Here is a 25421-nt window from a genome sequence, read left to right on the forward strand (position 1 = left end):
AGAAGACGATTCGATTGAATCGAACTTGCAACACGGGAAGCGGCGGGCCTGCGCCGAAAGAGTTATCCACCCCAAGCTCTGGAAATCCTCGGGATAACTCGTCACCCTGCCTGTGGACCATATCTTGATAAGGCGAGCCGTGCTTAAAAGCGCGTCGAAGTTATCCTTCGCTCGTGGCGGATATTCACGCTCAGTCGATACGGTTATGGAATCGATGTCGCTCTGATGTATCAGGGAAAACCCCGGTTTTCCACAGGAATGAGTCGCCTTTGTTAACTCTTACTACGTATACATACATAAATTAAAAGAATTGAAGACGCAATGCACAGCGAAGCCCGTGTCGATCTCGAAAGCAGTCCACAAGCCACGTTGAACAAGCGCATGAAGGAAGGCATGCAAAAGACTGTGCCCAAGCGAATCCGCGAATCAAGGAAAGTGAATCGACGCGTCGTGGCGCGGCGCGCGGAATTCAGGCGAGTTCGCCCCGCTTTGCGGCTGGGTTTGGGAAAACCGCGAGCCGGAGCGGTGGTTTTGTGCGATGGCTTGCGCTGCCCCGGTCCGCCGCCGCGACTTACGCGCGGACCGGCGCAAATTCGGAAGAGGGAGAATTCGACGCGAACGGACCCGGCATGCGCGAGCACGTACGCCGGGCGCATGGCGATCGACATCGCGTCGTGAACGGAAATTGCGCTTATCGGTGCGCCATCCGGGCGCCGGCATCCGGAACGGCCCGCTCGACGAGCACGATGTGTTCGCCGTCGGCCGTGCGTTCGACTCGCGCATCGACTCCATACGCGCGCCGCAGGCTCGCCGGCTCCAGCACGTCGGACGGCAAGCCGTCCGCCAGCACGCCGTCGGGCCCGAGCAGCACCATACGATCGCAGAAGCGCGACGCGAGATTCAGGTCGTGCATCGCGACGACGACGATCGCCGCCCGGCGGCCAGCCGCGTCGCGCATCGCTTCGAGCGCGAGCAATTGCCAGCGCAGATCGAGCGCGCTCGTTGGCTCGTCGAGCAGCAGAAGCGGCGTGTGCCGCACCAGCACCTGCGCGAGGCCGACCATCTGGCGCTGACCGCCCGACAGGCTGTCGAGCGGCTTCATCGCAAGCGGATGCAGCCGCAGTTGCTCGAACACCGCGTGCAGCCGCGCATCGTGCTCGGCGCTCGACAGCCCGCCGCACGTCGCGCGCAGCGCGCCGCTCACCGCCTCGTAGACGAGGAGCGTCGACGCTTGCGGCAGCGTCTGCGGCAGATAGCCGACGCGCCGCATGTGCTCTCGGCGCGAGCCGCGCAGCAGATCGACGCGGCCGAGCGACACCGCGCCGCGCGCCCGCACGAGCCGCGCGATCGCGCGCAGCAGCGTCGATTTCCCGACGCCGTTCGGCCCGAGCACGGCCACCATGCAGCCCGGCTCGATCGGCCGCAGCGCGAGCGAATCGAGGATCTCGCGGCGGCCGTACGCGACGCTCAGGTTGTCGATGCGCAGCTCAGCCATCGCGTCTGCGCCGACTGATCAGCGTCATGAAAAGCGGCACCCCGACGAGCGCGGTGATGATGCCGATCGGCAGCACGAGGCCGCTGACGAGCGTCTTGCTGAGGATCGACGCGCCCGAGAGCATGATCGCGCCTGCGAGCATGCCGCCCGGCAGGTAATAGCGGTGATCGTCGCCGACGAGCAGCCGCGCGATGTGCGGCCCGACGAGCCCGACGAAGCCGATCGTGCCGACGAACGACAGCGCGGTGGCCGACAGCAGGCTGATGCGCACGAGCGTGACGAGCCGCAGCCGCTCGACGGCGATGCCCATGCTGCGCGCCTGCTCTTCGCCCGCACGCAGCGCGGTCATCGACCACACGTGCGTGCTCGCCCACAGCGCGCACGCGGCGAGCACGCACGCGAGGAGCGCGATCTTGCTCCAGCTCGCGCGCGCGAGGCTGCCCATGCTCCAGAACACGATCTGCTCGAGCGCGTTGCTGTCGGCGATGAATTGCAGCAGCCACAGCAGCGCCTCGAAGCTGAACATCAGGCCGATGCCGAACAGCACGACCGTTTCGGTCGTCGCGCCGTGTCGCCACGCGAGCCAGACGATGAGCAGCGTCGCGGCCGTCGCGCTCGCGAACGCCCCGAGCGACAGCGCGAGGTTCTCGTTCCACACGACGAGCTGCCAGCCGGCGAGCACGACGACCGACGCGCCCACGCTCGCGGCGGCCGACAGGCCGAGCGTGAACGGGCTGGCGAGCGGATTGTTGAGCACGGTCTGCATTTCGGCGCCGGCGAGGCCGAGCGCGGCGCCGACGAGGATCGCCATCAACGCGTACGGCAGGCGTACGTTCCAGAGGATCACGCGCTGCTCGAGCGGCAGGCTGTCGGGCGACAGGAGGCCGGCGACGATGTCGGCGGGCGCGAACGTCGACGGGCCGGTGGCGACGTCGATCACGACGAGCGTCGCGAGCAGGCCTGCGAGCAGCATGAGCGCGACGAGGCGGCGCGCGGCGATCGCGCGGTAGCGCGTCCTGAGCGAGAGCCGGGAGGCGGGCAGCGTGCTCATCCGCGCGAGCCGTCCGAGGCTGCCGTGGCGGGCGCGGTCGACGTTTCGGGCGCCGACGCGATGCGCACCGCGAGCGCCGCGCTCGGCAGCACGACGCTGCCGTGATCCTCGCCGGCGATCACGCGGCATTCGGCGTGCAAGCCGCGCACCGGCTGCACGCCGTGCACGAACTCGCGCGCGGAGCTGACCTGCTTGCGCGCCTGCTGACGGCGCGCGCGTTCGGGATCGGGATTCGGCGCGCCTTCCTCGAGGCTGCCCACGGTGACGAGCAGGTCGACGGGCGTATCGAGCGCCGCCGTGCGTTCGACGAAGCGGTCGCGAAACGGCACGAGCGCGCGATCGCCCCACCAGATCGACGGGCTTGCCGCGACGTAGCGCCGGAACACGTGCGTGCGCGTGAGCATCGCGTACAGCGTGAGCAGCCCGCCGTACGAATGGCCGAACAGCGTTTGGCGGCGCGCGTCGACGGCGAATTGCCCTGCGAGCCACGGCTGCAGGTCGTGCTCGACGAAATCGAGGAAGCGGTCGGCGCCGGTGCGGATCGCGCCCGCCGATGGAAGCGCATCCGCGTCGTTCGCTCGATCGTCCGCGTTGCCTTCCGACGCGTGCGCGTCGTGCGCGCTGCGCGGGATCGGCGCCGACGCTTCGCCCGCGAGCGGCGCGAGCGTGTAATCGGCGGCGCGCGCCTGCATGTCGTACGACGCGTCGGTTGCATAGCCGAGCGCGACGATCGCCGGCACGTCCGCCGGATCGACGCCGGGCCGCGCTGCGTGATTGCGCGCGAGCTGCGCGAACAGATGGAATGCCGCGTTGCCGTCGAGCGCGTACAGCACGGGATGGCCAGCGGGCGGCGCGGGCGGCGGCGGCAGCGCGACGAAAATGCGCCGCCGTTGACCCGCGATCGATACGTCGATCCGGCGGCTTCGCGGCGTCTCGACCGCGGGCGCGTCGGCGAGGCCGGGCAACGCAACGGTGCCGCGGGTGCCGCCGCGAGCCGCGTTCGCCGGCGCCGCGCAACAAGGCAGCGGGGACAGCGAAGACAGCGCTGTGCCGAGCCCGGCGGCCAGCAGCGAGCGGCGCGCCGCGAAAGCGGGTCCGGGCATGTCAGCGCGCCTCGCTGATCCAGTACTCGCCGTTCAACGCGACCGGCTGAAAGCGCGCATACAGTTGCTCGAGCGTGCGCCGCGGATCGAGATCGGCGAACAGTTCGGGATGCAGCCATTTGGCCATCGCCTGCACCGCGACGACGTTGAACGGCGAGTTGTAGAAGTGATGCCAGATCGCGTGCGCGCGGCCTTGCCGGACCGCACGCAGCGGCGCGAACTGGGGGCGCCGCAGCGCTCGCTCGAGCGAGCGCCGCGCAACGTCGGCCGGCACGCCCGCGCCGAGCGCGATCCGTTGCGGCGTGCTTTGCAGCGTTTGCGCCGAGCCGATCGCCGTGCCGATGTAGACGGACGGCTGGCGGCTCAGCAGGTATTCGGGATTGAGCATCCCATGCTCGCCGGGGACGATGCCCTTCGCGACGTTGGCGCCGCCCGCCGCGTCGAGCAGGCGGCCCATCATGCCTGTCATCGTGTCGCAGCAGTCGGTCGCGAGCCCGACGCGGCTTTCGAGAAACACGGTCGGCGCGGCGGGCCGCGCGGCCTTCAGCCGCTGCCGGACGACGTCGAGCTGCCGCTGCCACTCGGCGTTGAACGCGGCCGCGCGCTCGGGCGAGCCGAACACCTGGCCGAGCACCGCGATGCTGCGCGGCGTGTTGCCGAGCGGATCGTGACGGAAATCGACGAACACGATCGCGACGCCGGCCGCTTCGAGCCGCGCGAGCGTTTCGCGATCGCGCTCGCCGGGGCCGTGGCCGCCGCCCAGTCCGAAGATCGCGACTTGCGGGCGCAGCGCGAGCGCGCGCTCGTTGCTGAAGCTGCCTGCCTGCGACCGGCCGATGCGCGGCACGTCGTCCAGATGCGGAAATTTGCCGCGCCACTGCGCGTAGCTCGCCGGATCGAGCTGCTCGAAGTCGCCCATCATGCCGACGAGCCGGCGGCTCGGATCGCCTTGCTCGGCGATCGCGACCGCGGGCAGCAGGCGTCCTTCGCCGAGCAGCACGCGCTCGACGTTCGCCGGCAGGCGGACGGTGCGGCCCGCAAGATCGGTGACGGTCTGCTGCGCGTGCGCGGAATGAATCAACGAAACGGTCAACCATGCGCAAAGCAGTGACCAAAATCTGCTTGTGTTTCTCACGCTATTCCCGATACGATATAAATGATAATTATTCTCATTTGATTCTAACCGAGATTGCGCCCCCGTAGCCGCGCCCGATGTTTGGCCGAGCAACGGATTGGTTTGCGTGAGCGGCGACGTGCGTCGCCGGGCCGCGGCGTCGAGGGCGCGCGAAGTGCGGGCGGGGCTGAAGAAATTGGATGCGCGCGTAGAAAACCTGTTTCCTTCCGGTCGCCGGGACCATGCGGCGCACATCGCCAAGGTCCGCGAAGTGCGGCCGGGCCTGCGCGTTCATGCGGACGACGCAATCGACGAATTCGACGCGGTCATGTCCGGACAATGCACGGCGGGGCTGCATCTCGTGCTGTTGCTCGAAGGTGAGCTCGACGTGTCGTACGGCGATCGCCGCATCGTGCTGACGACCGCTGCCCGGCCGCACGTGCGCCCGGCGCCGCCGAGCGGCGGCCGCAAGCCGGCCGGCGAGATGCAGGCGTTCCTCGTCAATGCGGTCGAGCCGGACACGTTCAGCCGGCGCGTCAGCAAGGGCGGCTACGCACGCCGCTTGAGCCTCGGTATCTCGGGCGAATGGCTGCGTCATCTGCAGGCGGCGAGTCGCGCGGCGATGCCCGAGCGGCTCGATTCGCTGCTGTCCGCGCATCTGTCGGTGCGCTTCTGGCAGCCGACGCCGCGCGCGATCGCGCTCGCCGAGCAGATCGTGCGGCCGCCCGCGTATCAGCCGATGCTGCAGGCGATCTATCTCGAAAGCCGCGTGCTCGACCTGCTCGCCGAGGCGCTCGCGCCGCTGCAGACCGAGCAGCCTGCGATGGCGGCGGGCGCGGCGCAGGAGGCCGCGAATCTCGGTTCGCGCGGCTATCGCCGGATGGCCGAATTGCACGCGTTCCTCGGCAGCGAGGCGGCGCAACAGCTTTCGCTCGACGACATCGCCCGCCAGATGGGCATGAACGCGAACGCGATGCAGCGCCAGTTCCGCAGCGTCTACGGCACCACGATCTTCGATTTCCTGCGCGAAAGCTGCTTGCAGCGTGCGCGGCTCGCGCTCGAGCGCGACGCGATCAGCGTCAAGCAGGCGGCCGCGCTCGCCGGTTACACGAGCGCGGCGAACTTCGCGACCGCATACAAGCGCCGCTTCGGCTTGACGCCGAAGCTCGCGCGCCGCAGCGGTCAGCACTGAGCGTCGCGCCGCGCCCCGCGGCCGGCACGCGGAGTGCGGCGTGCGAGGTACGAAGTGCGGTGACGCATGCACTCGCGTCACGCAAACAACTTCGTACCTTTCACAAATCTATCAACGCCTTTCGTCATTGATAATGGAAATGAGAATCAATTCCATTTGTCGATCAAGAAAGCCGTTATGTCGAGTCATGTTCCAGGCCTTGCGTTGAAGCCGGCGGTCGCCGCCGCCTTGTATTTGATGGGGACGTCCGCCGGATGGGCGCAGCCGGCCGCCGAGCCCGCGCCCGCCGAGGATGCGGCCGCGCTGAAGGCGATCGTCGTCACCGCCAGCCAGCGCGAGCAGGCGATCAAAGAGGCGCCCGCCAGCATCTCCGTCATCACCCGCGAAGACATCGAGGCGAAGCCGTACACGTCGTTCGCCGACATCGTCGGCAAAGTGGAGGGCGTGAGCGTCGTCGGCGCGTCGCCGAACGATCAGGACATCTCGATTCGCGGCATGCCCGGCGAATACACGCTGATCCTCGTCGACGGCCGCCGCCAGAACACGCGCGAGACGATGAACCGGGGTACGGGCGGCGTGCAGAGCAATCTGCTGCCGCCGCTTTCCGCGATCGAGCGGATCGAGGTCGTGCGCGGGCCGATGTCGTCGCTGTACGGCGCCGACGCGATGGGCGGCGTGATCAACGTGATCACGCGCAAGGTGCCGAAGCGCTGGGGCGGCACCGTCACCGCGAGCGGCGTGTTCCAGCTCGAATCGAATCAGGGCGACACGCAAAGCGTCGATTTCTGGATCGGCGGCCCGCTGAAGAGCGACGTGCTCGGCTTGCAGGTGTCGGGGCGAGGGCTGCATCGGAGCGAGGACGACATCTACTATCCGAAAAGCGCAACGAGCGGCGCGAACGGGCAGCGCGCCGCGAGCTTCGACGTGAAGCTGACCGCGAAGCCCGCGAGCAACCAGGACCTCACGCTGAACGCGGGCCACGATCAGTTCAGCTACCTGAGCACGCCGGGCAAGAGCCTCGCGCCTGCGAAGCCGGGCACGGCCGGGACGACGATCGTCGAGACGCGGCACGTGCGCGACTACTGGGGCATTACGCACAACGGCCGCTGGGGCTTCGGCAACTCGACGCTGTCGCTGTATGGCGAGCGCGGCACGCAGGAACAGTGGACGGCCGTCGCGCCGTCGCCCGTGAAACCCGCGATCACCGACACCGTGCTCGAAGGCAAGGTCGAGGTGCCGTGGTGGGGTGAGCGCAACATCCTGACGGCGGGCGCGCAGCACATCTGGTCGCGGCTGTCCGGCGCGGGGCGGCAGGATGCGGTGCCGAAGGGCTACGCCGTCAACTCGGACAGCATCCAGCGCAATTCGTGGGCGCTCTTCGCCGAGAACGATTACTTCTTCAACAGCCGTTTCACGCTGACGACGGGCGTGCGGCTCGATCACGACGAGCGCTACGGCAGCCACGTGAGCCCGCGCGCGTACGGCGTCTACAAGCTGAGCCCGACGCTCACGCTGCGAGGCGGCGTGTCCGCCGGCTTCAAGCCGCCGTCGCTGCGTCAGAGCACGGCGGGCTACTGCATGACGTCGGGCGGGGCGGCGGGCGCGGTGCCCGGCACGCTCTGCGGCAACCCGAGCCTGAAGCCCGAGACGAGCCTCAGCGAAGAGCTCGGCATCCGCTATGACCGCGGCGAGAGCCATGTGAGCCTCACGTTGTTCAACAACCTGTTCAAGAACAAGGTCGCGAGCTACGACTCCGGCGTGGCCGACCCGCGTTCGCCCGGCCGCAACATCTACGTGTACGACAACGTCGACCGCGTGAAGCTGTACGGGCTCGAAATCGGCGCGGGCGCGCGCGTGGCCAAGCAAGTGAAGATTTCGGGCGCGTACACGTTCACGCAATCTCGCCGCGAGGGCAGCGGCGAGAAAGCGTTCGACGGCAGTTCGCTCGACGGCTTCCCGCTCGACAAGACGCCGAAGCACAAATTCAACGTGCAGGTCGACTGGACGCCGACGCCGCGTCTCGATCTCTACGCGAACGTCAACTACACCGGCACCGAATACTGGGCCGCGTTCCGCAACGGCGCGCAAGGCGTGCGCGAACGGCCGTCGACGACGACCTTCGACATCGGCGGCCGCTACCGGATCGACAAGCATTTCTCGGTCAATTTCGCGGTGCTGAACCTGACGAACCGGATGGTGCCGATCGACGACCGCACGCGGGCGACCGGCCTGAGCGGCAACTGGCTCGTCGACCAGGGCCGCCGCGTCGCGGTGAGCCTGACCGCGGAGATGTAACGCGCACGCGCCGCGCGACGCGGCGCGTCGATCCAGACGATTCGAATTCGGAGGTCACAACGTGAACGCGATTCCCAAGCCGGAATTTTTATCAGTTATCCAAAATGTGCTCGACGCGTACGAGCCCGACGCGCCGTTTCTCTTCGCGACGCCAAGCCATACGCTGCTCGCGCGAGACGTCGTCGAACGCGTGCCGCATGGCGACGAGCCGCTCGGCGCGCGCGTGCAGCGTGCGCTCGCGCGCGCCCACGAGCAAGGGCATGGCGATGCGGCGGTTGTCGGTGCGGTGCCGTTCGATGTCGAGCGGCCCGCCGCGCTCAGCGTCGTGCGCGCGATGCGGCGCGGCGGCCCGCTCGCCGACGTAGCGCCGCCGCTCGCCGCGCATCGTGGCGGCCACGACGCCTACGACTACGACGCGCGCGCGGTGCCGCCGGGCGCCGAATATGCGGCGGCCGTCGCGCAAGCAGTCGCGAGCATCCGCGCCGGGCATCTCGACAAGGTCGTGCTCGCGCGTACGCTCGAGCTGACGGGCGCGCGACCGGTCGACGTGCGCGCGCTGATCGAACGGCTCGCCGCGCGCAATCCGCATGGCTATACGTTCTCGGTCGACGTCGGCGATGGGCGCACGCTGCTCGGCGCGAGCCCCGAGCTGCTCGTCAGCCGCTTTCAGGGCGTGCTGCGTGCGAATCCGCTCGCCGGGTCCGCGCCGCGCAGCAGCGATCCCGTCGAAGACCGCAGGCGAGCGGACGCACTGCTCGAATCGGCGAAGGATCTCGACGAACATCGCGTCGTCGTCGATGCGGTGAAGGAAAGCCTCGCGCCGTTCTGCAAGAAACTCGCCGTGCCCGCGCGGCCGTCGCTCGTCCATACGCAGACGATGTGGCATCTGTCGACCGAAGTCGCCGGCGAGACGAGCGCCGACGCGCTGACGCTCGCCCTCGCGCTGCATCCGACGCCCGCCGTCTGCGGTTATCCGCGCAGCGAAGCGCGCGAGGCGATCCTGCGCGCCGAGCCGTTCGATCGCGGCTTCTATGCGGGCACGCTCGGCTGGGTCGATGCGCGCGGCGACGGCGAGTGGATCGTCACGATCCGCTGTGCGCAAGCGCGCGGCGCGACGCTGCGGCTTTTCGCGGGCGCGGGCATCGTCGGCGATTCGGTGCCCGAAGCGGAACTCGCCGAAACGGCCGCGAAGTTCCGCACGATGCTCGATGCGATGGGCGTCGATCGCTCGGCGGCGACCGACGCGATCGCGAGGGCCGCCGCATGACGCTCGCGCATTGGACGCCGTGGCCCGACGACGTCGCGGCCGAGTACCGGCGCAAGGGCTATTGGCAGGGGCAATCGTTCGGACAACTGCTCGACGCGCTTGCGCAACGACACGGCGAGCGCATCGCGCTCGTCGAAGGCGAGACGCGCTGGTCGTACGGCCGGCTCGCCAGCGAAGCGACGCGCGTCGCGCGTGGGCTCGTCGCGCTCGGCATTCGTCCGCGCGACCGCGTCGTCGTGCAACTGCCGAATTGCGTCGAATTCTTCGCGGTCGTCTTCGCGCTGTTCAGGATCGGCGCGCTGCCCGTCTTCGCGTTGCCCGCGCATCGCAAGCAGGAGATCGGGCACTTCTGCCGGCACGCGGAAGCGGTTGCGTATGTCGCGGCGGATCGGCGCGGCGGGTTCGACTACTGCGCGCTCGCGAAAACCGTGCGGGCGGAAGCGCCGACGCTCGAGCACGTATTGATCGTCGGCGACGCGGGCGAGCACGTCGCGCTCGCGGATCTGCGCGACGACGAAACGATCGCGCTGCCCGAAGGCCCCGCCGCGCACGATGTCGCGTTTTTACAGCTATCGGGCGGCAGCACCGGCACGCCGAAGCTGATTCCGCGCACGCACGACGATTACCTGTACAGCATCCGCGAGAGCGCGCGCATTTGCGGGCTCGACGAAACCGGCGTCTATCTCTGCGCGCTTCCCGTCGCGCACAACTACGCGCTGAGCTCGCCCGGCACGTTCGGCGTGCTGTACGCGGGCGGCACCGTCGTGTTGTGCGACGGCGGCAGCCCCGACATCGCGTTTGCGCTGATCGAGCGCGAGCGCGCGACAATCGCCGCGCTCGTGCCGTCGCTCGTTCCCGTGTGGCTCGCCGCGGCGGCGGCGCGACGCGCGGCGCTCGCGAGCCTGCGCGTCGTGCAGGTCGGCGGCGCGCGATTCGACGTGACGCTCGCGCGGCGCATCGAGCCGGAACTCGGCGCGAAGCTGCAACAGGTGTTCGGGATGGCTGAAGGTCTCGTCAACTACACGCGTCTCGACGATCCGCTCGACGTCGTCGTGCAGACGCAGGGCCGGCCGATTTCGCCGGACGACGAGATCCGCATCGTCGACGACGACGATCGTCCCGTCGCGCCGGGCGAAGTGGGCCATCTGCTGACGCGCGGGCCGTACACGATTCGCGGCTACTACAACGCCGATGCGCACAACGCGCGCGCGTTCACGCCGGACGGCTTCTACCGGACGGGCGACCGCGTGCGGATGACGGCTGCGGGGCATCTCGTCGTCGAAGGGCGCGCGAAGGATCAGATCAACCGAGGCGGCGAGAAGATCGCGGCCGAGGAGGTCGAGCATCTGCTGCTCGCGCATCCGGGCGTCGTCGACGCGGCGCTCGTCGCGATGCCCGATCCGTACCTCGGCGAAAGGAGCTGCGCGTACGTGATCGGCGGCGAGCCCGCGCCGCGCGCGGCGGATCTGCTGCGCTTCCTTCGCGAGCAAGGCATCGCCGCCTACAAGGTTCCCGACCGGATCGAATTCGTCGACGCGTTTCCGAAGACGCCTGTCGGCAAGACCGACAAGAAAGCGCTGCGCAGCGACATCGCGAACCGGCTGGCCGCGGCCGAAGCGGCCGTCGGCTGACTGCGCGCGCCGAATTCCTCGACGTTCCCAAACAACTTCACCAGCGACATGGCCATTCCGAAAATCCCTTCCTATCCGATGCCGGCGGACATTCCCGAGAGTCGCGCCGCATGGCGTTTCGACGCCGCGCGCGCGGCGCTCCTCGTGCACGACATGCAGGACTACTTTCTCGACTTCTACGATCGCGACGCGGCGCCGATTCCCGATGCGATCGCAAACGTGCGCCGCCTGATCGGTTTCGCGCGCGCGAACGGCATGCCGGTGTACTACACCGCGCAGCTGCCGCGACAGGCGGCCGCCGAACGCGGGCTGCTGACCGACATGTGGGGGCCGGGGCTCACCGCGCAGCCCGAGCGCGCGTCGATCTGCGCGGCGCTCGCGCCCGCGCCGGGCGACATCGTGCTCGACAAGTGGCGCTATAGCGCCTTTCAACGTTCGGATTTCGAATCGATGCTGCGCGGCGCGCGGCGCGACCAGCTCGTGATCTGCGGCGTCTATGCGCACATCGGCTGCCTGATGACGGCGTGCGAAGCATTCATGAAGGATATCGAACCGTTCTTCGTCGCCGATGCGCTCGCCGATTTCTCCGCGCGCGAGCATCGAATGGCGCTCGATTACGTCGCGCGGCGCTGCGGCAAGGTCGCGCTCGCGCGTGAGATCGCCGACGACCGGCGAGCCGAGGCCGAGCCGGATTCGATCGAGGCCGTCTCGACGCAGGTTGCGCGGATGCTGCGGATCGCCGCGGCGGACCTTCAGCCGCACGACAATCTGCTCGACCACGGGCTCGACTCGGTGCGGATCATGACGCTTGTCGAGACGTGGCGTCAGGCGGGGCGCGACGTATCGTTCGTGCAGCTCGCCGAAGCGCCGACGCTCGCCGCATGGTCGCAACTGCTGCAACGCGCGGACCGAGTGGCCGCATGACGAGGAGAACGACGATGCGACAACCCGATACGAACGCGCCGTCGGACGCGCTGCTCGTCAGCACCGCCGAAGTCTCGGTGCCGCAGGCCGATCGCGTGCTGTTCAAGATGTGCAAGCACTACGCGATCAAGATTCCGGTCGCGTTCGACGAACATCGCGCGGCGATCGATTTTCCGTACGGCAAGTGCCACGTGCTGCGCACGGACGACGTGCTCAGCATCCGCTGCGAGGCCGATTCGATCGAGAAGCTCGAACAGATCCAGTACGTGATGGACGAGCATCTCGCGTTGATGGCGCGCAACAAGCAACTGGCCGTCGACTGGCGGCGCGCCTGACGCGCGCCGCGTTCCTTTTCTCTTTCCGCACAACGCTCCATGCAGCAAACGAGTCAACGGATGCGCGCGACGTCCGCGCAATACGGCATTTGGGTCGCGCAGCAGGTCGACCCGGAAGACCCCGGCTATCTGACGGCCGAGACGATCGAGCTCGTCGGCGCGCTCGACGTCGACGCGCTCGCCGCCAGCGTCGAAGCCGTGCTCGATCGCGCGGATACGCTGCACATGCGCTTCGAGTGGGCCGACGACGCGCTGTGGCAGCACCGTCGCCCCGAGCGCGCGCAACTGCGCGTCGTCGATTTCGCCGCGCACGACGACCCCGAGGCGGCCGCGCGCGTGTGGATGCAGGCGTCGCTGTCCGTGTGCTGCGACGTGACGTCGGACGCGCTGTATCGCACCGCGCTGCTTCGGCTGTCGCCGCAGCGCCATTGGTGGTATCTGCAGATCCATCACATCGCGATCGACGGGTTCGGCTTCAGCCTGATCGAGCAGGCGGTCGCGGCGCGCTACAACGCGCGCGTTGCGGGAGCGCCGCCGCCCGCGCTGCCCGATTGGAACGTCGAGCGCGTCGTCGCGGCCGAAGCGGCGTATCGAGAGACAGGCGGCTTCGAGCGCGACCAGACATTCTGGATCGAACATCTGCGCAATGTGCCCGCGCCCGCCGAGATCGCGCCGAAGCGGGATGTCGGCGCTACGGCGCTGCGCCGCGTGCTGACGCTTGCGCCGGAGCAGGTCCGCGCGCTTTGCGCGGCCGCCGAGCGTGCGGGCGCCGAATGGACCGCGTGGATGCTGGCCGCGATCGGCGTGTGGCTCGGCAAGCAGAGCGGGCAGCGCGATTTGACCTTCGGCCTGCCGGTGATGAACCGGCTCGGCACGCCCGCGCTCAACGTGCCGTGCATGGCGATGAACATCGTGCCGTTCGGCGTGCACGTGCGCGCGGATGCGACGCCGCGCACGCTCGCGGCCGACGCCGTTCGCCGTCTGCGCGCGATCCGGCCGCACCTGTACTACCGCTATGGCTGGATTCGCGGCGATCTCGGGCTGCTCGAGCACAACACGTTCCTGTTCAATCAGGCGGTGAATCTGATGCCGTTCGAGCGGCGGATCGCGTTCGCCGGATTGAAGAGCGATACGCAGGCGGTCAGCGGCGGTCCCGTCAAGGATCTGAACGTGACGCTCGTCGTGCGCGACGGCGCATGGCGCGTCACGCTCGAAGCGAATCCGAACGCGTATGACGACGCGCGCATGTCGGCGCTCGCCGACAGCCTCTCCGCCTGGCTCTTCGCGTTCGCCGCGCACGAGCCCGATGCGCCGCTCATGCCGCTGCTGCACGATTTGCCGCCGCCGTCGATCTGTCGCGGCGAGCCGCTCGCCGAGCCCGTCGCCGACGTGCTCGCGCTCGTGCGGCGAGCGGCCGAGCGCGCGCCGAGCCAGCTTGCGATCGAAGCGGGCGACGCGCGAATCGATTACCGGATGCTGCTCGCGCGCGTCGATGCGATCGCCGCCGCGCTCGTGCGGCACGGCGCGAACGCGCGCAGCCGGATCGCGATACTCGCGCCGCGCTCGCCGGATGCGATCGCGTCGATGCTCGCGGTGTTGCAGACCGGCGGTGCGTTCGTTCCGATCGATCCCGACGGCCCCGCGCGACGCACGGCGAGCGTGCTCGCGGACGCCGCGCCCGATCTCGTGCTGACGCATGCGCGATGGCGGCAAGACGCCGGTGCGGCGACGGCGGTCGATCTCGACGAGATCGATGCAGCCGATGCAGCCGGCGCATGCGAAGCATCCGCGGCGTCGGACGCCGACGCCGACGCCGCGCGCATCGCGCATTCGGCCGCGGCATCGGGCGTCGAACCCGATCCGCGGCATCCGGCCTATCTGCTCTATACGTCCGGCTCGACCGGCAAGCCGAACGGCGTGCTGGTCGGCCGCCGCGCGCTCGCGCAGTTCGTCGCGAGCACGCGCGCGCTGTACGGCGTCGGCCCGGCCGATCGCGTGCTGCAGTTCGCGCCGCTGCATTTCGACGCGAGCCTCGAAGAAATCTTCGTCACGCTCTGTCGCGGCGCGACGCTCGTGTTGCGCGACGACGCGATGCTTGATTCGGTCGCGACGTTCGCCGCCGCGGTCGAGCGTCTCGGCGTGACCGTGCTCGATTTGCCGACCGCGTACTGGCACGTGCTCGCGCACGCGCTCGACGCCGAATCCGCGCGCCGGCTGGGCGGCGTGCGGCTGACGATCGTCGGCGGCGAGGCCGCGCTGCCCGAGCGGATCGCGCGCTGGCGCGAGCTGCTGCCGCGGCAAATCCTGCTGAATACGTACGGGCCGACCGAGGCGACGATCATCGCGACGGCCGCGCGCGTCGGCGGCCCGGGAGCGGTCTGGCGCGCGGGCGAGGCCGTGCCGATCGGCCTGCCGCGTCCGGGCGTCGACGCGCGCATCGTCGACGCGCGGCTGTATCCGGTCGCGGTGGGGCGCGTCGGCGAGCTGGTGCTCGTCGGCGATGCGCTCGCGCTCGGCTATCTGAACGATTCCGAGCTGACCGCCGCGCGTTTCGTCGCGCTGCCGGATACGGGCGAGCGAGCATATCGAACGGGCGATCTCGCGCAATGGCGCGACGCTCAGTTGCGCTTCGCAGGCCGCGTCGATCATCAAGTGAAGATCAGCGGCTTGCGCATCGAGCCGCTCGAAATCGAAAACCTGTTGCTTCGGATGCCGAACGTGCGCGAGGCGGCTGTCGTGCCTGTCGCGCGCGGCGCGGGCGTCTGCACGCTGACGGCGTTCGTCGTCGGCGAACGCGACGTGGACGCATTGCGCGCGCTGCTCGCGCAATCGCTGCCCGCGCCGGCGATTCCCGATGGGTGGCATGTGCTCGACGCGCTGCCGCGCAATCCGAACGGCAAGACCGATCGCAAGGCGCTGCTGGCGCGTGCGGCGCAGCGCCGCGCGGATGCCGCCGGCGGCGATGCCGGCGCGAGCGAGCTGGAGCGGCAGGTGATGCAGGTCTGGCGGCAAGTGCTCGGCGACGTGTCGCTCACGGGCGCGTCGAACTTCTTCGATCTGGGCGGCAAGTCGCTGCAGGCGATCCAGGCGGCCGCGCAGCTCGCGATCGAGCTGCGCCGCGACGTGCCGGTGTCGATGCTGTTCCGCCACGCGACCGTGCGTTCGCTCGCGCAGGCGCTGACGGCGCCGCTCGCCTACCACCGCCCGCAAACCGCTCATGATGCGTTCGCGCCTTCGCTTGCGATCCAGGCAGGGCGGGCCGACGCGCCGGCGTTGATCTGCTTGCATCCGGCCGACGGCCTCGCATGGGGTTATCTGCGCGTCGCGCGCCATCTGCCGGACGTGACCGTGCACGGCTTGCAATTGTCGGTCGACGAGACGCGCGGCGCGCAGGACTTCGATGCGCTGATCGAGCGCTACGCGGCCCGCGTGCGCGCGCTGCAACCCGACGGGCCGTATCACCTGCTCGGCTGGTCGCTGGGCGGCGCGCTCGCGCACGGCGTGGCCGCGAAGCTGCGCGGCACCGGGCACGCGGTCGGCCTGCTCGCGCTGATGGACAGCTATCCCGCGTCCGCGTGGGCCGCGCATCCGATGCCGACGCTGCGCGACGCACTGCAGATCCTGCTCACGGTGAACGGCGATTTCGACACCGAAGGCGTCGCGCACGACGTGCTGCGCCAGCGGCTGCTGCGCGCGAACAGCGCGTTCGCCGCGCTCGGCGCGCCTGGGCTCGACGCGCATGCAGATCAGGTGTTGCGGCAGATGCGGCTCTTCCGCGCAAGCGAGACGCCGCGCTACGACGGCGACGTGCTGCTGTTTCGCGCCGCGCGCAATCCGGCGCACGTGCCGACTCCCGCCGCGTGGAGCGCGCATCTGCGGCCGGGCGCGCTCGCATGCCGCGTGCTCGCGTGCTCGCACGAGGGGATGTCCGATCCCGCGCCGATGGCCGAGATCGGCGCGGCGCTTGCCGAGCGCCTTCACGCGAACGCGCACAAATTCGACGATTTTTCAGGAGCTTGATCCGATGAGCAGCACCTTCACCGAATTTCCCGGGGGCGTCGCCGTCGTGAGCGGCGCCGCGCAAGGAATCGGCGCGGCGGTCGCCCGCGCGCTCGCCGCGCGCGGCATCGTCGTCGCGGCGCTCGACGTGCGCGCGGACGCGCTCGCGCAACTCGCGTCCGACGCGGAATCGGCCGGCGCACGCATTCATCCGTTCGACGTCGACGTTGCGAATGCCGACGCGGTGCGCGCGGCCGTCGATCGCATCGACGCGACGCTCGGCCCCATCGGCATGCTCGCGAACGTCGCGGGCATCCTGCGTCTTGCCGATTTCCGCACGCTCGGCGACGACGACTGGGCGCACAGCTTCGCCGTCAACACGCACGGCGTGTTCCATCTGTCGCGCTCGGTCGCGCAGCGGATGATCCCGCGCCGCGCGGGCAGCATCGTCACGGTCGGCTCGAACGCGGCGCTCGTGCCGCGCATGCGGATGGCGGCCTATGCGGCGTCGAAGGCGGCCGCGCATCAGTTCACGAAATGCCTCGGGCTCGAGCTCGCCGAATACGGGATTCGCTGCAACGTCGTCGCGCCCGGCTCGACCGATACGCAGATGCAGCGTCAGCTCTGGACCGACGAGCGCAGCGTCGACGCGGTGATCGACGGCTCGCTGCCCGCGTATCGCACGGGCATTCCGCTGCGCCGGATCGCCGATCCGGACGATGTCGCGTCGGCCGTGCTGTTCCTGCTGTCGAACGCGTCGCGCCACGTGACGCTGCACAGCCTGTGCGTCGACGGCGGCGCGACGCTCGGCGCGTGATGCGCGAGGCGCCGCGCGGCGAACACGCGCGCGACGGCTCCTTCACTTCTCTGGCTATCCGCTTATGAAAAACATCACCCTGTACCCGAACGGCGGCGTGGCCGGATCGCTCGCGGGCGTCGCGCGGCAGCGGGTCGGCATGCGGCTGCCGACGCCCGCCGCGCTGCGCCGCCGCTATCCGCTTTCGCCGACGATCCAGACGACCGTCGACGCGGGCCGGCGGCAAGTGCAGGCGATTCTCGAGCAGCGCGATCCGCGCTGGCTCGCGATCGTCGGGCCGTGCTCGATCCACGATCCGCAGGCGGCGCTCGATTACGCGCTGCGTCTCGCGCGTCTCGCGGACGCGGTGCGCGACGTGTTTTGCGTCGTCATGCGCGTGTACTTCGAGAAGCCGCGCACGACGGTCGGCTGGAAAGGGCTCATCAACGATCCGCGCCTCGACGGCAGCCACCGCATCGACGAAGGGCTCGCGACCGCGCGCCGGCTGCTGTGCGAGGTGAACGCGCTCGGGCTGCCGGCCGCGATCGAGGCGCTCGATCTCGTCACGCCGCACTACCTCGGCGACCTCGTGAGCTGGGCCGCGATCGGCGCGCGCACGACCGAATCGCAGGTGCACCGCGAGATGGCGTCGGGGCTGCTGATGCCGGTCGGATTCAAGAACGGCACGGACGGCGGCGTCGAGATCGCGATTCACGCGATGCAAAGCAGCATGCGGCCGCATGCGTTCATCGGCATGCACGACGAAGGTTATCCCGTCGTGCTGCACACCGACGGCAATCCGTATGCGCACCTCGTGCTGCGCGGCGGCCGCGACGGGCCGAACTACGACGCCGCGAGCGTCGCGGCGGCCGAGCGTGCGTTGCGCGTGAGCCGGCTGCCGACGAACGTCGTCGTCGATTGCTCGCATGCGAACTGCGACAAGCGGCATGCGCGGCAGGTTGCGGTGCTCGACGACGTCGTCGAGCAGATCTGCGCGGGCAACCGCTCGATTCGCGGCGTGATGCTCGAGAGCTTTCTCGAGGAAGGCCGGCAGTCGCTCGACAACGGCGTCGACGCGCTGCGCTACGGCTGCTCGATCACCGATCCCTGCCTCGGCTGGAACGCGACGGAAGCGGCGCTCCTCGCCGCGCGCGCGCGTCTTGCCGCTCACGTCGCACGCCGCTGACGCATTCGGCGCGCGTTGCGCATTCATTCATCGAACCAACAGGAGCCACATGTCCACGACTTCCGCTGAAACTCCGGCCGCCGCCGCCGATCGCGCCGGCTTGCCGCTGATGCCGCTTCTTGTCGCGAACTTCACGATGATGGCGGGCAACTACGCGTTCGTCGCGATCGCGGCGCCGCTCGCGCGGATGCTGCATCTGCAGGCGTCGCACATCGGCGCGGCGATCGCCGTCGTCGGTGTCGTCTGGATCGCGACCGCGCGCCGCTGGGGGCGCGCCGCCGACGTTCGCGGCCGCGTGCCGGTGATGCGCGCGGCGATCACGGGCTTCGTCGCGTTTTATCTGCTGCTCGCGTGCTACGTGTGGTGGGCGTTGCGCGACGGCGCGCACGCGGTGCCGGCGCTCGCGCTGAACCTGGCCGCGCTCTTCGTCGCGCGCGCGGCGATGGGCGGGTGCTTCGCGGGGCTGCCCGTCGCGGCGACCGCGTGGATCGCGGACCGCACCGCGCCGCAGCGGCGCGCCGCGACGATGGCGCGCTTCGGCGCGGCGGGCGCGATCGGCATGGTGATCGCGCCGCCGCTCGCCGGCTGGATCGGACGTTTCGATCTTGCCGCGATGCTCGCCGTGTTCGCGCTGTTGCCGCTCATGGGCTTGCCGGGGCTGGGCCGCCTCGACGACGCACGTCCGCGCGAGGTGCGCGGTGCGCCGCCGCGGCTCAGGATGACCGACGCGCGAATCCGGATGCCGTGGCTCAGCGCGATGGCGCTGTACAGCGTCATCGCGATCGCGAACAGCGCGCTCGGGTTTTACGTGATCGATCAGTTGCGCGTCGATGCGCAGCGCGCGGCCGTCGTCGTCGGCTATGCGCTCGGCTGCGCGGGGCTCGGCCTGATCGCGATGCAATCGGCGGTCGCACGGCTGCCGCGCGTCGCGCCGCTGCAATGGCTGCGCTGGGGCGCGCTCGCGAGCGCGGCGGGATTCGCGTCGGTGCTGCTCGTCGAGCCTGCGCAGCCGATGGTCGTCTGCGCGGGGTATCTCGTTGCGGCGTTCGGGATGGGGGCGTCGTTTCCGGCGGTCTCCGCGCTCGCGAGCGCGGCCGTCGACGCGCGCGAACAGGGCGCGTGCGCGGGCACGATGTCGGCCGCGCAGGGGCTCAGCATGATCGTCGCGCCGCTCGTCGGCACGGCGCTGTACGACTGGCGCCCGCAGGCGCCGTTCGCGCTGATCGGCGTGCTGCTGCTGCTCGTGTTCTGCGCGACGTGGCGGCGCGCGGCTGCGAAGCGATGAAGCGGTGAGGACGTGGATCGCGCGGTGCGAGGCTGCGGCGGCGCGCGATCGATGATTCATGATGCGCTTACGCGCAAGACGCGCAAGACGCGCAAGACGCGCAAGACGCGAAAGACGCGTTGCGCGCCGCGCGTCAGACCGCGCAGCGCGCGATATGGAAGCGCAATTCGGACTCTTCCGGATCGCCGTCGCCGCTGCGCGGGCGATAGACGCCGATGTTCGTGCCGGCCGACGCGGTCGGCGAGAGCGTGACGGTCCAATCGGCATCGGCCGAGTACGGACCGATCAGAACGGTGGTCGGGTTCTGCTGCGCGACGCGCGCCTGCGGCACGCGGCTCGTCAGGCAGCGCTCGACGTCGCGCGGGCTGCGCGGCGACGCGACGTAGATGATCCGGCCGCTCGGCGATTCGGCTTGCGGGCCGTTCGCGGGCGAGCCGGCGCAACCGGCGAGCGCCGCCACGGCGCCGACGAGCGCGCAACTGGCGAGAATCTGAGTCGATTTCATGGGCGATCCAAGGTGAGTCATTCGGCAAGAACGCGTCCGGATTCTATGCGTTTCGCGTCGGTCCGATGCGCGACATCGCGCGAGCGGCGGCGCGCCGAAGAGATTGAGGAAAATCCGATCGTGTGGCGAGCCTAACAAGGCAGGCGCATCGATTGTGTTAAAAATTGTTTTCGGTCGAACGTCTCGTGCCGGTTCGAGCGTTCGCGGCGGCGTGCTCGTGGCCGCATGCATCGAATGCGAATCGAACGTCGAGCGAACGCAGCCGCGTTGCGCGGCGGCCCGCCGGCGCGCGCGTTCGGGCCGATTTCGAGCGCGCCGATGCGCGAGCGCGGGATGGCGCTGCGCGATATTCGGTGACGACCGATTCGTTTGTCCGAGCGCGCGTGCGTGTCCGATGCGCGCGCCGAACGAATCGCAAAGCGCGCAGCGATTCACGTCACGCGATCGCCGCGCATTTGCCTGTCGACGCGAATCATTTTCGAGCGATCGCGCCGCGTCGCGATGTTCGTCGATTGCGCGGCGCTCTGCCGCATTGCATCGCACGTACCGCACTGCGCTCGCCCGCCGCCCGCCATTCGACGCAATGCCATGCGCGCGCCGTCCGCGATGCGGCTCGCTCGCCTGCCGAATGCGCCGCGATGCAACGCAATGCCTCCACTCGTCGAATCGAGTCGAATTCGTCCGGAACTTGATCGAACCGATTGAATCGCGAGATTCGCATGTCGCGAGAAATCCCGGCGCGCCGCATTTGATCGAGATCCACGCATTTCTCGACGATCGTGCTATCTATTCGATCCTTCGGGCCGGATTCGAATCGGCGCGAAAACATGCGCGGCGTGTCAACGCGGCGTGCATTCGCTGCGTTATACAACCGGCGCACGAGCGTTCACGCCGACGGAAACCTTGCGTTTCGTAAGGTGTGCGTCGTGAATCTCGACTGATACCGGCGCCGGATGCGCTCCAACGCATCGTGATTAACCGGATATTTCCGTTTGGATATTCAAGGAAAAACAATGAAGAAGATCATCGCTTCGGTGGCAACCGCCGCTATCGCATTCGCTTCGGCTTCCGTGTTCGCACAAGCGTCGGCACCGGCAGCTTCGGCGCCGGCGGCGGCTTCCGCCGTCAAGCACGACAAGAGCAAGCCGAAGCACGAGCTGAAGAAGCACGGCTCGGCGAAGGCCAAGGCGAAGGCGGACGCCGCGTCGGCAGCCGGCACGAACGACAAGGGCGCGCAGCAGTAAGCGCTTGCCCGGGGCGGCGCATGCGCCGCCGTCGGCGTGTCACGACGAACCCCGCGTTCTCGCGAACGCGGGGTTTGTTTTTCGTGCGCGCTTCATGCGCGCATCAGGCGTGCGGCGGCTTCGGCTGCGACACGTGATCGATCAGCGTGCGCATGCGTTGCCAGTGCGAGCCTTCCCAGAACACGCGGCGGCAGACGTCGCAGGTGACGAAGCGCGTGTGGCGCTGAAGCACGCCTTGCGGCGCGCGGCCTTCGGCTTCGGCGGGCGCGATGCGCCGCAGCGGCGCGTTGCACGACAGGCACAGCCGGAACGGCTGCGCGCTGCCCGCGAGATCGAGCCGGTCGAACAGTTCGCGCAATTGCGCCTGCGGCTTGAGCGCGCGCACGTAGCAGCCGTGCGTGATCGTGCGGCGCTTGAGCAGCTCGCGATCGCGCGTGAGCACGATCCGCGCGTCGCGCGCGGCGATCGCCTCGATCAGTTCGTCCGGGTAGTGGTTGTCGTACAGCGTGTCGAAGCCCGCGAGCCGCAGCAATTGCGCGAGCCCGCCGAGATGCGCGTCCGCGATGAAGCGCGTGATGCGCAGCGGCGCGGCGCGCACGCGCAGGAGCGGGCGGATGTCGATCGTCTCGAAGGTCGGGTAGACGGCGACGCGGTCGCCGTGCTCGAGCATGCGGCTGAACGGCGACGATTCGCCGTTCACGAGAATCAGCTCGACTTCGGTGTGCGGGACGCCGAGCGCCTCGATCACATGCTTGACGCTCGCGCCGCGCATGCAGGCGTGCTCGAATTCGCGGCGGCGCAGCGGCCGCGCGAGGAAATCGTTCAGCTCCTCGTAGAAGCGGAAAGTCACGGTGACCATCGGGCCAGTATCGCACCGCCGCGCGCTTCCCGCACATCGCGCCGCGTGCCGCGTGCCGCGTGCCGCGTGCCGCGAGACGCGAGACGCGAGACGCGAGACGCGAGACGCGAGACGCGAGACGCGAGACGCGAGACGCGAGACGGCAAATGTCGCGCGCCTGTGCTTTACTCGTGGTTTCGACGGATATGACGAATACAAGGAGCGCGACATGGACATCGGCTTTATCGGCGTGGGCGAGATGGGCAGCGCCATTGCGGGCAATCTGCTGAAGGCGGGGCATCGCGTGCGGGTGTGGAACCGCTCGGCCGAACGCGTCGCGTCGCTCGTCGCGCTGGGCGCGCAGCACGTCGCGACGCTCGCCGAGGCGTTCGCGGGCGACGCGGTGTTCTCGATGCTCGCCGACGACGCGGCCGCGCGCGGCGTGTTCGACGCGGCGCTCCTCGAGCATGCGCCGCGCGGCCTCATTCACGTGAACATGGCGACGATCTCGGTCGCGCTCGCCGAGCAGCTCGCGCACGCGCACGCGGAGCGCGGGATTCACTACGTCGCGGCGCCCGTGATGGGGCGCCCGCACGTTGCCGCCGCCGCGCGGCTCACGATCATCGCGGCCGGGCCCGCGGAGGCGATCGACCGGATGCAGCCCGCGTTCGACGCGATCGGGCAGAAGACCTGGCGGCTCGGCTCGCTACCGCAACACGCGAACGTGGTGAAGATCGCGGCGAACTTCGCGCTTGCGTCGGCGATCGAGACGATGGGCGAGGCGGCGGCGCTGCTCGCCGCGCACGGCGTCGCGATGAACGACTATCTCGACGTGATCACCAACAGCGTGTTCCCCGGCCCGGTCTATCAGGGCTACGGCGCGATGATCGCCGAGGCGCGCTACGAGCCGGCGCTCTTCAAGGCGCGGCTCGGCCTGAAGGATGTGCGGCTCGCGCTCGAGGCGGGCGATGCGCAGTCGGTGCCGCTGCCCATCGCGAGCGTGGTGCGCGACAGCCTGATCGAAGCGATCGCGCACGGCGACGGCGACAAGGATTTCGCGGTGCTCGGGCAGGTCGCGGCGCGCCGGGCGGGGCAGTGACGCGCCCGCGAGCGCCGGGCGCACCGCGCGCTGCCGCCTGCCGCCTGCCGCCTGCCATCGGACGATCGCCCGGCGGCAGGCAACTTCGCACGATCCCCGGCATAATCAACGTTTCCATTTCAGTTTCGAAAGTGGGGCGGCAATGAATCTGCATACGTGGTGGCTGTTCGTCGCGACGGTGTTCGTCGTGTCGGCGATTCCCGGTCCGAACATGCTGCTCGTGATGACGCACGGCGCGCGTCACGGGCTGCGGCGTTCGACGGCGACGATGGCGGGCTGCATGACGGCGCTCGTCGCGATGCTGTCGGTGTCCGCCGCGGGGCTCGGTGTGTTCCTCGAGGCTTGGCCCGCGATGTTCGATGCGCTGCGCTTCGCGGGCGCCGCGTATCTGATCTATCTGGGCGTGAAGGCGTGGCGCGCGCGCGTCGACGCGGAATCGGCGGCGGATGTCGCCGACGCCGCGCCGCCCTCGGGCCGCACGGCCGCCCCCGCGTCGCGCTGGGCGCTGTTTCGCAACGGCTTTCTCGTCGCGGGCAGCAATCCGAAGGCGATCCTGTTCGCCGCCGCGCTGCTGCCTCAGTTCATCGACGCGTCCGCACCGACGCTGCCGCAGTTCGGCATCCTCGTCGCGACGTTCGCGGTGATCGAGGTGAGCTGGTATCTCGTCTATGCGTCGTTCGGCACGCGGATCGGCGTGACGCTGCGCAGCGCGAACGTCGCAAAGGCGTTCAACCGGCTGACGGGCGGCCTGTTCGTCGGCTTCGGCGCGATGATGGCGCTCGTGCGGCACTGAGCGGGCGCATACACCGGCGAAACACGGCGCGCCGCTCACGCGCCGCATGAAAGAACGAAACGCTCCGCATCGGCGACGACGCGGGGCGTTGTCGTTTCAGCGCACCGCCTGCCCGCGCGCGCCGATCCGGTCGAGCGCGAGCGCGAACGCGGCGCCCGCGAACGCGAGGCCCACCGCGCACACCGCGCACACCGCGCCCCAGCCGGCCCACGCTCATGCCGCGCCCGCAAGCATCGCGCCGAGCGATCCGCCGACGAAGAACAAGCCCACGAACAGGCCGTTGAGCCGCCCGTGCGTGGCGGGATTCAGCAGGTTGACCGCGCGGCGGCCGAGCGTTTGGTCGGCGACGACGCCTGCATCGAGCGCCGCCGCGCCGGCGACGAGCAGCGCGAGCGCAAGCGTCGGATGCGCGGCCGCGTCGAAGCCGCCCCAGCCCGCGCCCGCCATGCCGAGCACCATCCCCGCGGCGAGCATTGCCGCATGCGCGCCGCGCAATGCGCCGCGCTCCCAGCCGCGGTCGCCGGCCAGGCCCGCGAACGGCGTGACGATCGCGCCCGTCGCGCCCGCGAACGCGAACGCGAACATCGCGATGCCGTGCAGCCCGAGATCGGCTCGTGTCGACGCTGCTCGGCGTGCAGCCGACGGCGCTTGTCGTCGCGCGCGATTTCGCGCTACCGCCGGGGCCGCTGCCGCTCGACGCGCTCGCGCGCTACCCATGGGTGCCGAGCCAGGACGGCTGCGGAATGCGCTCGGCGCTGAGCCGCGCGTTCAGCGCGGCGGGGCTGCCGTTCGACGTCGCGGTCGAGGCGTTCGGCTCGGACCTGCAACTGTCGCTCGTCGCGCGCGGCGCGGCGCTCGGCGTCGCGTCGGCGGCGGCGCTCGCGCGCAGCCCGCATCGCGGCGCGCTGCGGGTCGTCGAAACGGAGGACGTCGAGCCGGGAATCAACGTGTGGCTCGTGCGCGGCGTGCTGCCGGGGCGGCTGATGCGGCCGGTCGAGCTGCTGCGCGAGCAGCTCGGCGCGGTGCTGGAGGAGGAAAGAAGCAGGCGATGGGGCGGCGAAGCGACAATGCCGGCAAATTAGAACCGGCATTCAAGGGAAAATCCGTATTTTCTGGATGGAAATGTTGCATTGCGTCAAACAAACGGGTATAGTTCGAACCGTCTCCTCCATGTCTCCTCTGATATGGATTCAGCCCGCCTCTTCAGGCGGGCTTTTTTTTGCCCGCTTTTTACCCGCGTGTTGTTTGCGTGTTGCCCGCGCGAACCCG

20 protein-coding genes and 2 pseudogenes are annotated in these 25421 nt (G+C 69.5%); 14 read left to right on the forward strand and 8 right to left on the reverse strand.

From position 1 onward, the window contains the following. Nucleotides 1-691: 691 nt before the first annotated feature. From WS91_RS23075 to WS91_RS23090, 4 genes are read right to left on the reverse strand one after another with little or no spacing between them, the layout of a single operon-like run. The gene (locus WS91_RS23075) at nucleotides 692-1495 is read right to left on the reverse strand and encodes an ABC transporter ATP-binding protein (RefSeq protein WP_059671091.1); all 804 of its coding nucleotides are present in this window, start codon (nucleotides 1493-1495) and stop codon (nucleotides 692-694) included. Then, nucleotides 1488-2546, reverse strand: coding sequence for a FecCD family ABC transporter permease (locus WS91_RS23080; protein WP_059671092.1), 1059 nt, complete (start codon nucleotides 2544-2546; stop codon nucleotides 1488-1490). Before WS91_RS23080 ends, WS91_RS23075 begins: the two co-directional genes overlap by 8 nt. Further along, nucleotides 2543-3649 carry an alpha/beta hydrolase gene (locus WS91_RS23085; protein ID WP_059671093.1) on the reverse strand — a complete coding sequence of 369 codons (1107 nt, stop codon included), beginning with the start codon at nucleotides 3647-3649 and terminating at the stop codon, nucleotides 2543-2545. Before WS91_RS23085 ends, WS91_RS23080 begins: the two co-directional genes overlap by 4 nt. 1 nt (nucleotide 3650) lies before the next feature. Continuing rightward, entirely contained in the window at nucleotides 3651-4730 is a 1080-nt protein-coding gene (locus WS91_RS23090; RefSeq protein WP_231752066.1) for an ABC transporter substrate-binding protein, read from the reverse strand. Between the two features lie 361 nt (nucleotides 4731-5091). Here WS91_RS23090 and WS91_RS23095 point away from each other — a divergent pair, with 361 nt between their 5' ends. The 10 genes from WS91_RS23095 to WS91_RS23140 all read left to right on the forward strand — a co-directional run bounded on the left by WS91_RS23095 (nucleotide 5092) and on the right by WS91_RS23140 (nucleotide 19673). Next, nucleotides 5092-5955, forward strand: coding sequence for a helix-turn-helix transcriptional regulator (locus tag WS91_RS23095; RefSeq protein ID WP_231752067.1), 864 nt, complete (start codon nucleotides 5092-5094; stop codon nucleotides 5953-5955). Between the two features lie 177 nt (nucleotides 5956-6132). Continuing rightward, nucleotides 6133-8250, forward strand: a complete 2118-nt coding sequence (locus tag WS91_RS23100; RefSeq protein ID WP_059671094.1) for a TonB-dependent receptor domain-containing protein — start codon at nucleotides 6133-6135, stop codon at nucleotides 8248-8250. A 61-nt stretch (nucleotides 8251-8311) separates the two neighbouring features. Next, complete coding sequence (locus tag WS91_RS23105; RefSeq protein WP_059671095.1) at nucleotides 8312-9517, forward strand: isochorismate synthase; 1206 nt, start codon at nucleotides 8312-8314, stop codon at nucleotides 9515-9517. After that, nucleotides 9514-11148, forward strand: coding sequence for a (2,3-dihydroxybenzoyl)adenylate synthase (locus tag WS91_RS23110; protein ID WP_059671096.1), 1635 nt, complete (start codon nucleotides 9514-9516; stop codon nucleotides 11146-11148). Before WS91_RS23105 ends, WS91_RS23110 begins: the two co-directional genes overlap by 4 nt. A gap of 48 nt (nucleotides 11149-11196) precedes the next feature. Further along, complete coding sequence (locus WS91_RS23115) at nucleotides 11197-12072, forward strand: isochorismatase family protein (protein ID WP_038746681.1); 876 nt, start codon at nucleotides 11197-11199, stop codon at nucleotides 12070-12072. Nucleotides 12073-12086: 14 nt separating this feature from the next. Continuing rightward, on the forward strand, nucleotides 12087-12407 hold the full coding sequence (locus WS91_RS23120) for a DUF2218 domain-containing protein (protein WP_052145050.1): 321 nt from the start codon (nucleotides 12087-12089) through the stop codon (nucleotides 12405-12407). A gap of 60 nt (nucleotides 12408-12467) precedes the next feature. Continuing rightward, the gene (locus tag WS91_RS23125; RefSeq protein WP_231752068.1) at nucleotides 12468-16427 is read left to right on the forward strand and encodes a non-ribosomal peptide synthetase; all 3960 of its coding nucleotides are present in this window, start codon (nucleotides 12468-12470) and stop codon (nucleotides 16425-16427) included. A gap of 4 nt (nucleotides 16428-16431) precedes the next feature. After that, entirely contained in the window at nucleotides 16432-17223 is a 792-nt protein-coding gene (locus WS91_RS23130) for a 2,3-dihydro-2,3-dihydroxybenzoate dehydrogenase (protein WP_059582638.1), read from the forward strand. A gap of 64 nt (nucleotides 17224-17287) precedes the next feature. Beyond that, entirely contained in the window at nucleotides 17288-18388 is a 1101-nt protein-coding gene (locus tag WS91_RS23135) for a 3-deoxy-7-phosphoheptulonate synthase (protein ID WP_059582637.1), read from the forward strand. A 49-nt stretch (nucleotides 18389-18437) separates the two neighbouring features. Next, nucleotides 18438-19673 carry an MFS transporter gene (locus WS91_RS23140; protein WP_052145051.1) on the forward strand — a complete coding sequence of 412 codons (1236 nt, stop codon included), beginning with the start codon at nucleotides 18438-18440 and terminating at the stop codon, nucleotides 19671-19673. 133 nt (nucleotides 19674-19806) lie between these two features. Here the strand turns inward: WS91_RS23140 and WS91_RS23145 are convergent, their stop codons facing one another. Both WS91_RS23145 and WS91_RS36195 read right to left on the reverse strand, forming a co-directional pair. Then, nucleotides 19807-20178, reverse strand: coding sequence for a hypothetical protein (locus WS91_RS23145; protein WP_038746692.1), 372 nt, complete (start codon nucleotides 20176-20178; stop codon nucleotides 19807-19809). 472 nt (nucleotides 20179-20650) lie between these two features. Beyond that, nucleotides 20651-20941 carry a hypothetical protein gene (locus WS91_RS36195; protein WP_145986711.1) on the reverse strand — a complete coding sequence of 97 codons (291 nt, stop codon included), beginning with the start codon at nucleotides 20939-20941 and terminating at the stop codon, nucleotides 20651-20653. Nucleotides 20942-21191: 250 nt separating this feature from the next. Here WS91_RS36195 and WS91_RS36940 point away from each other — a divergent pair, with 250 nt between their 5' ends. Continuing rightward, nucleotides 21192-21422, forward strand: coding sequence for a hypothetical protein (locus tag WS91_RS36940; RefSeq protein ID WP_038746698.1), 231 nt, complete (start codon nucleotides 21192-21194; stop codon nucleotides 21420-21422). Between the two features lie 103 nt (nucleotides 21423-21525). Here the strand turns inward: WS91_RS36940 and WS91_RS23160 are convergent, their stop codons facing one another. Next, nucleotides 21526-22281 (reverse strand): Mut7-C RNAse domain-containing protein, encoded by a 756-nt coding sequence (locus WS91_RS23160; RefSeq protein WP_059645558.1) that lies wholly within the window; start codon nucleotides 22279-22281, stop codon nucleotides 21526-21528. 157 nt (nucleotides 22282-22438) lie between these two features. On the opposite strand from WS91_RS23160, the gene WS91_RS23165 reads away from it, so the two are divergent. Together WS91_RS23165 and WS91_RS23170 are read left to right on the forward strand one after the other, a co-directional pair. Continuing rightward, the gene (locus WS91_RS23165; protein WP_269435337.1) at nucleotides 22439-23359 is read left to right on the forward strand and encodes an NAD(P)-dependent oxidoreductase; all 921 of its coding nucleotides are present in this window, start codon (nucleotides 22439-22441) and stop codon (nucleotides 23357-23359) included. A gap of 142 nt (nucleotides 23360-23501) precedes the next feature. Beyond that, on the forward strand, nucleotides 23502-24152 hold the full coding sequence (locus WS91_RS23170) for a LysE family translocator (RefSeq protein ID WP_038746706.1): 651 nt from the start codon (nucleotides 23502-23504) through the stop codon (nucleotides 24150-24152). A 96-nt stretch (nucleotides 24153-24248) separates the two neighbouring features. Here the strand turns inward: WS91_RS23170 and WS91_RS23175 are convergent. After that, nucleotides 24249-24767: pseudogene (locus WS91_RS23175) on the reverse strand (MFS transporter); the annotation flags it as partial. Here WS91_RS23175 and WS91_RS23180 point away from each other — a divergent pair. Then, nucleotides 24758-25234: pseudogene (locus WS91_RS23180) on the forward strand (LysR substrate-binding domain-containing protein); the annotation flags it as partial. The pseudogenes WS91_RS23175 and WS91_RS23180 sit on opposite strands and share 10 nt — an antisense overlap. Nucleotides 25235-25421: the final 187 nt, after the last annotated feature.

The organism is Burkholderia sp. MSMB1498 (genome assembly GCF_001526245.1).
GTDB lineage: Bacteria > Pseudomonadota > Gammaproteobacteria > Burkholderiales > Burkholderiaceae > Burkholderia > Burkholderia savannae.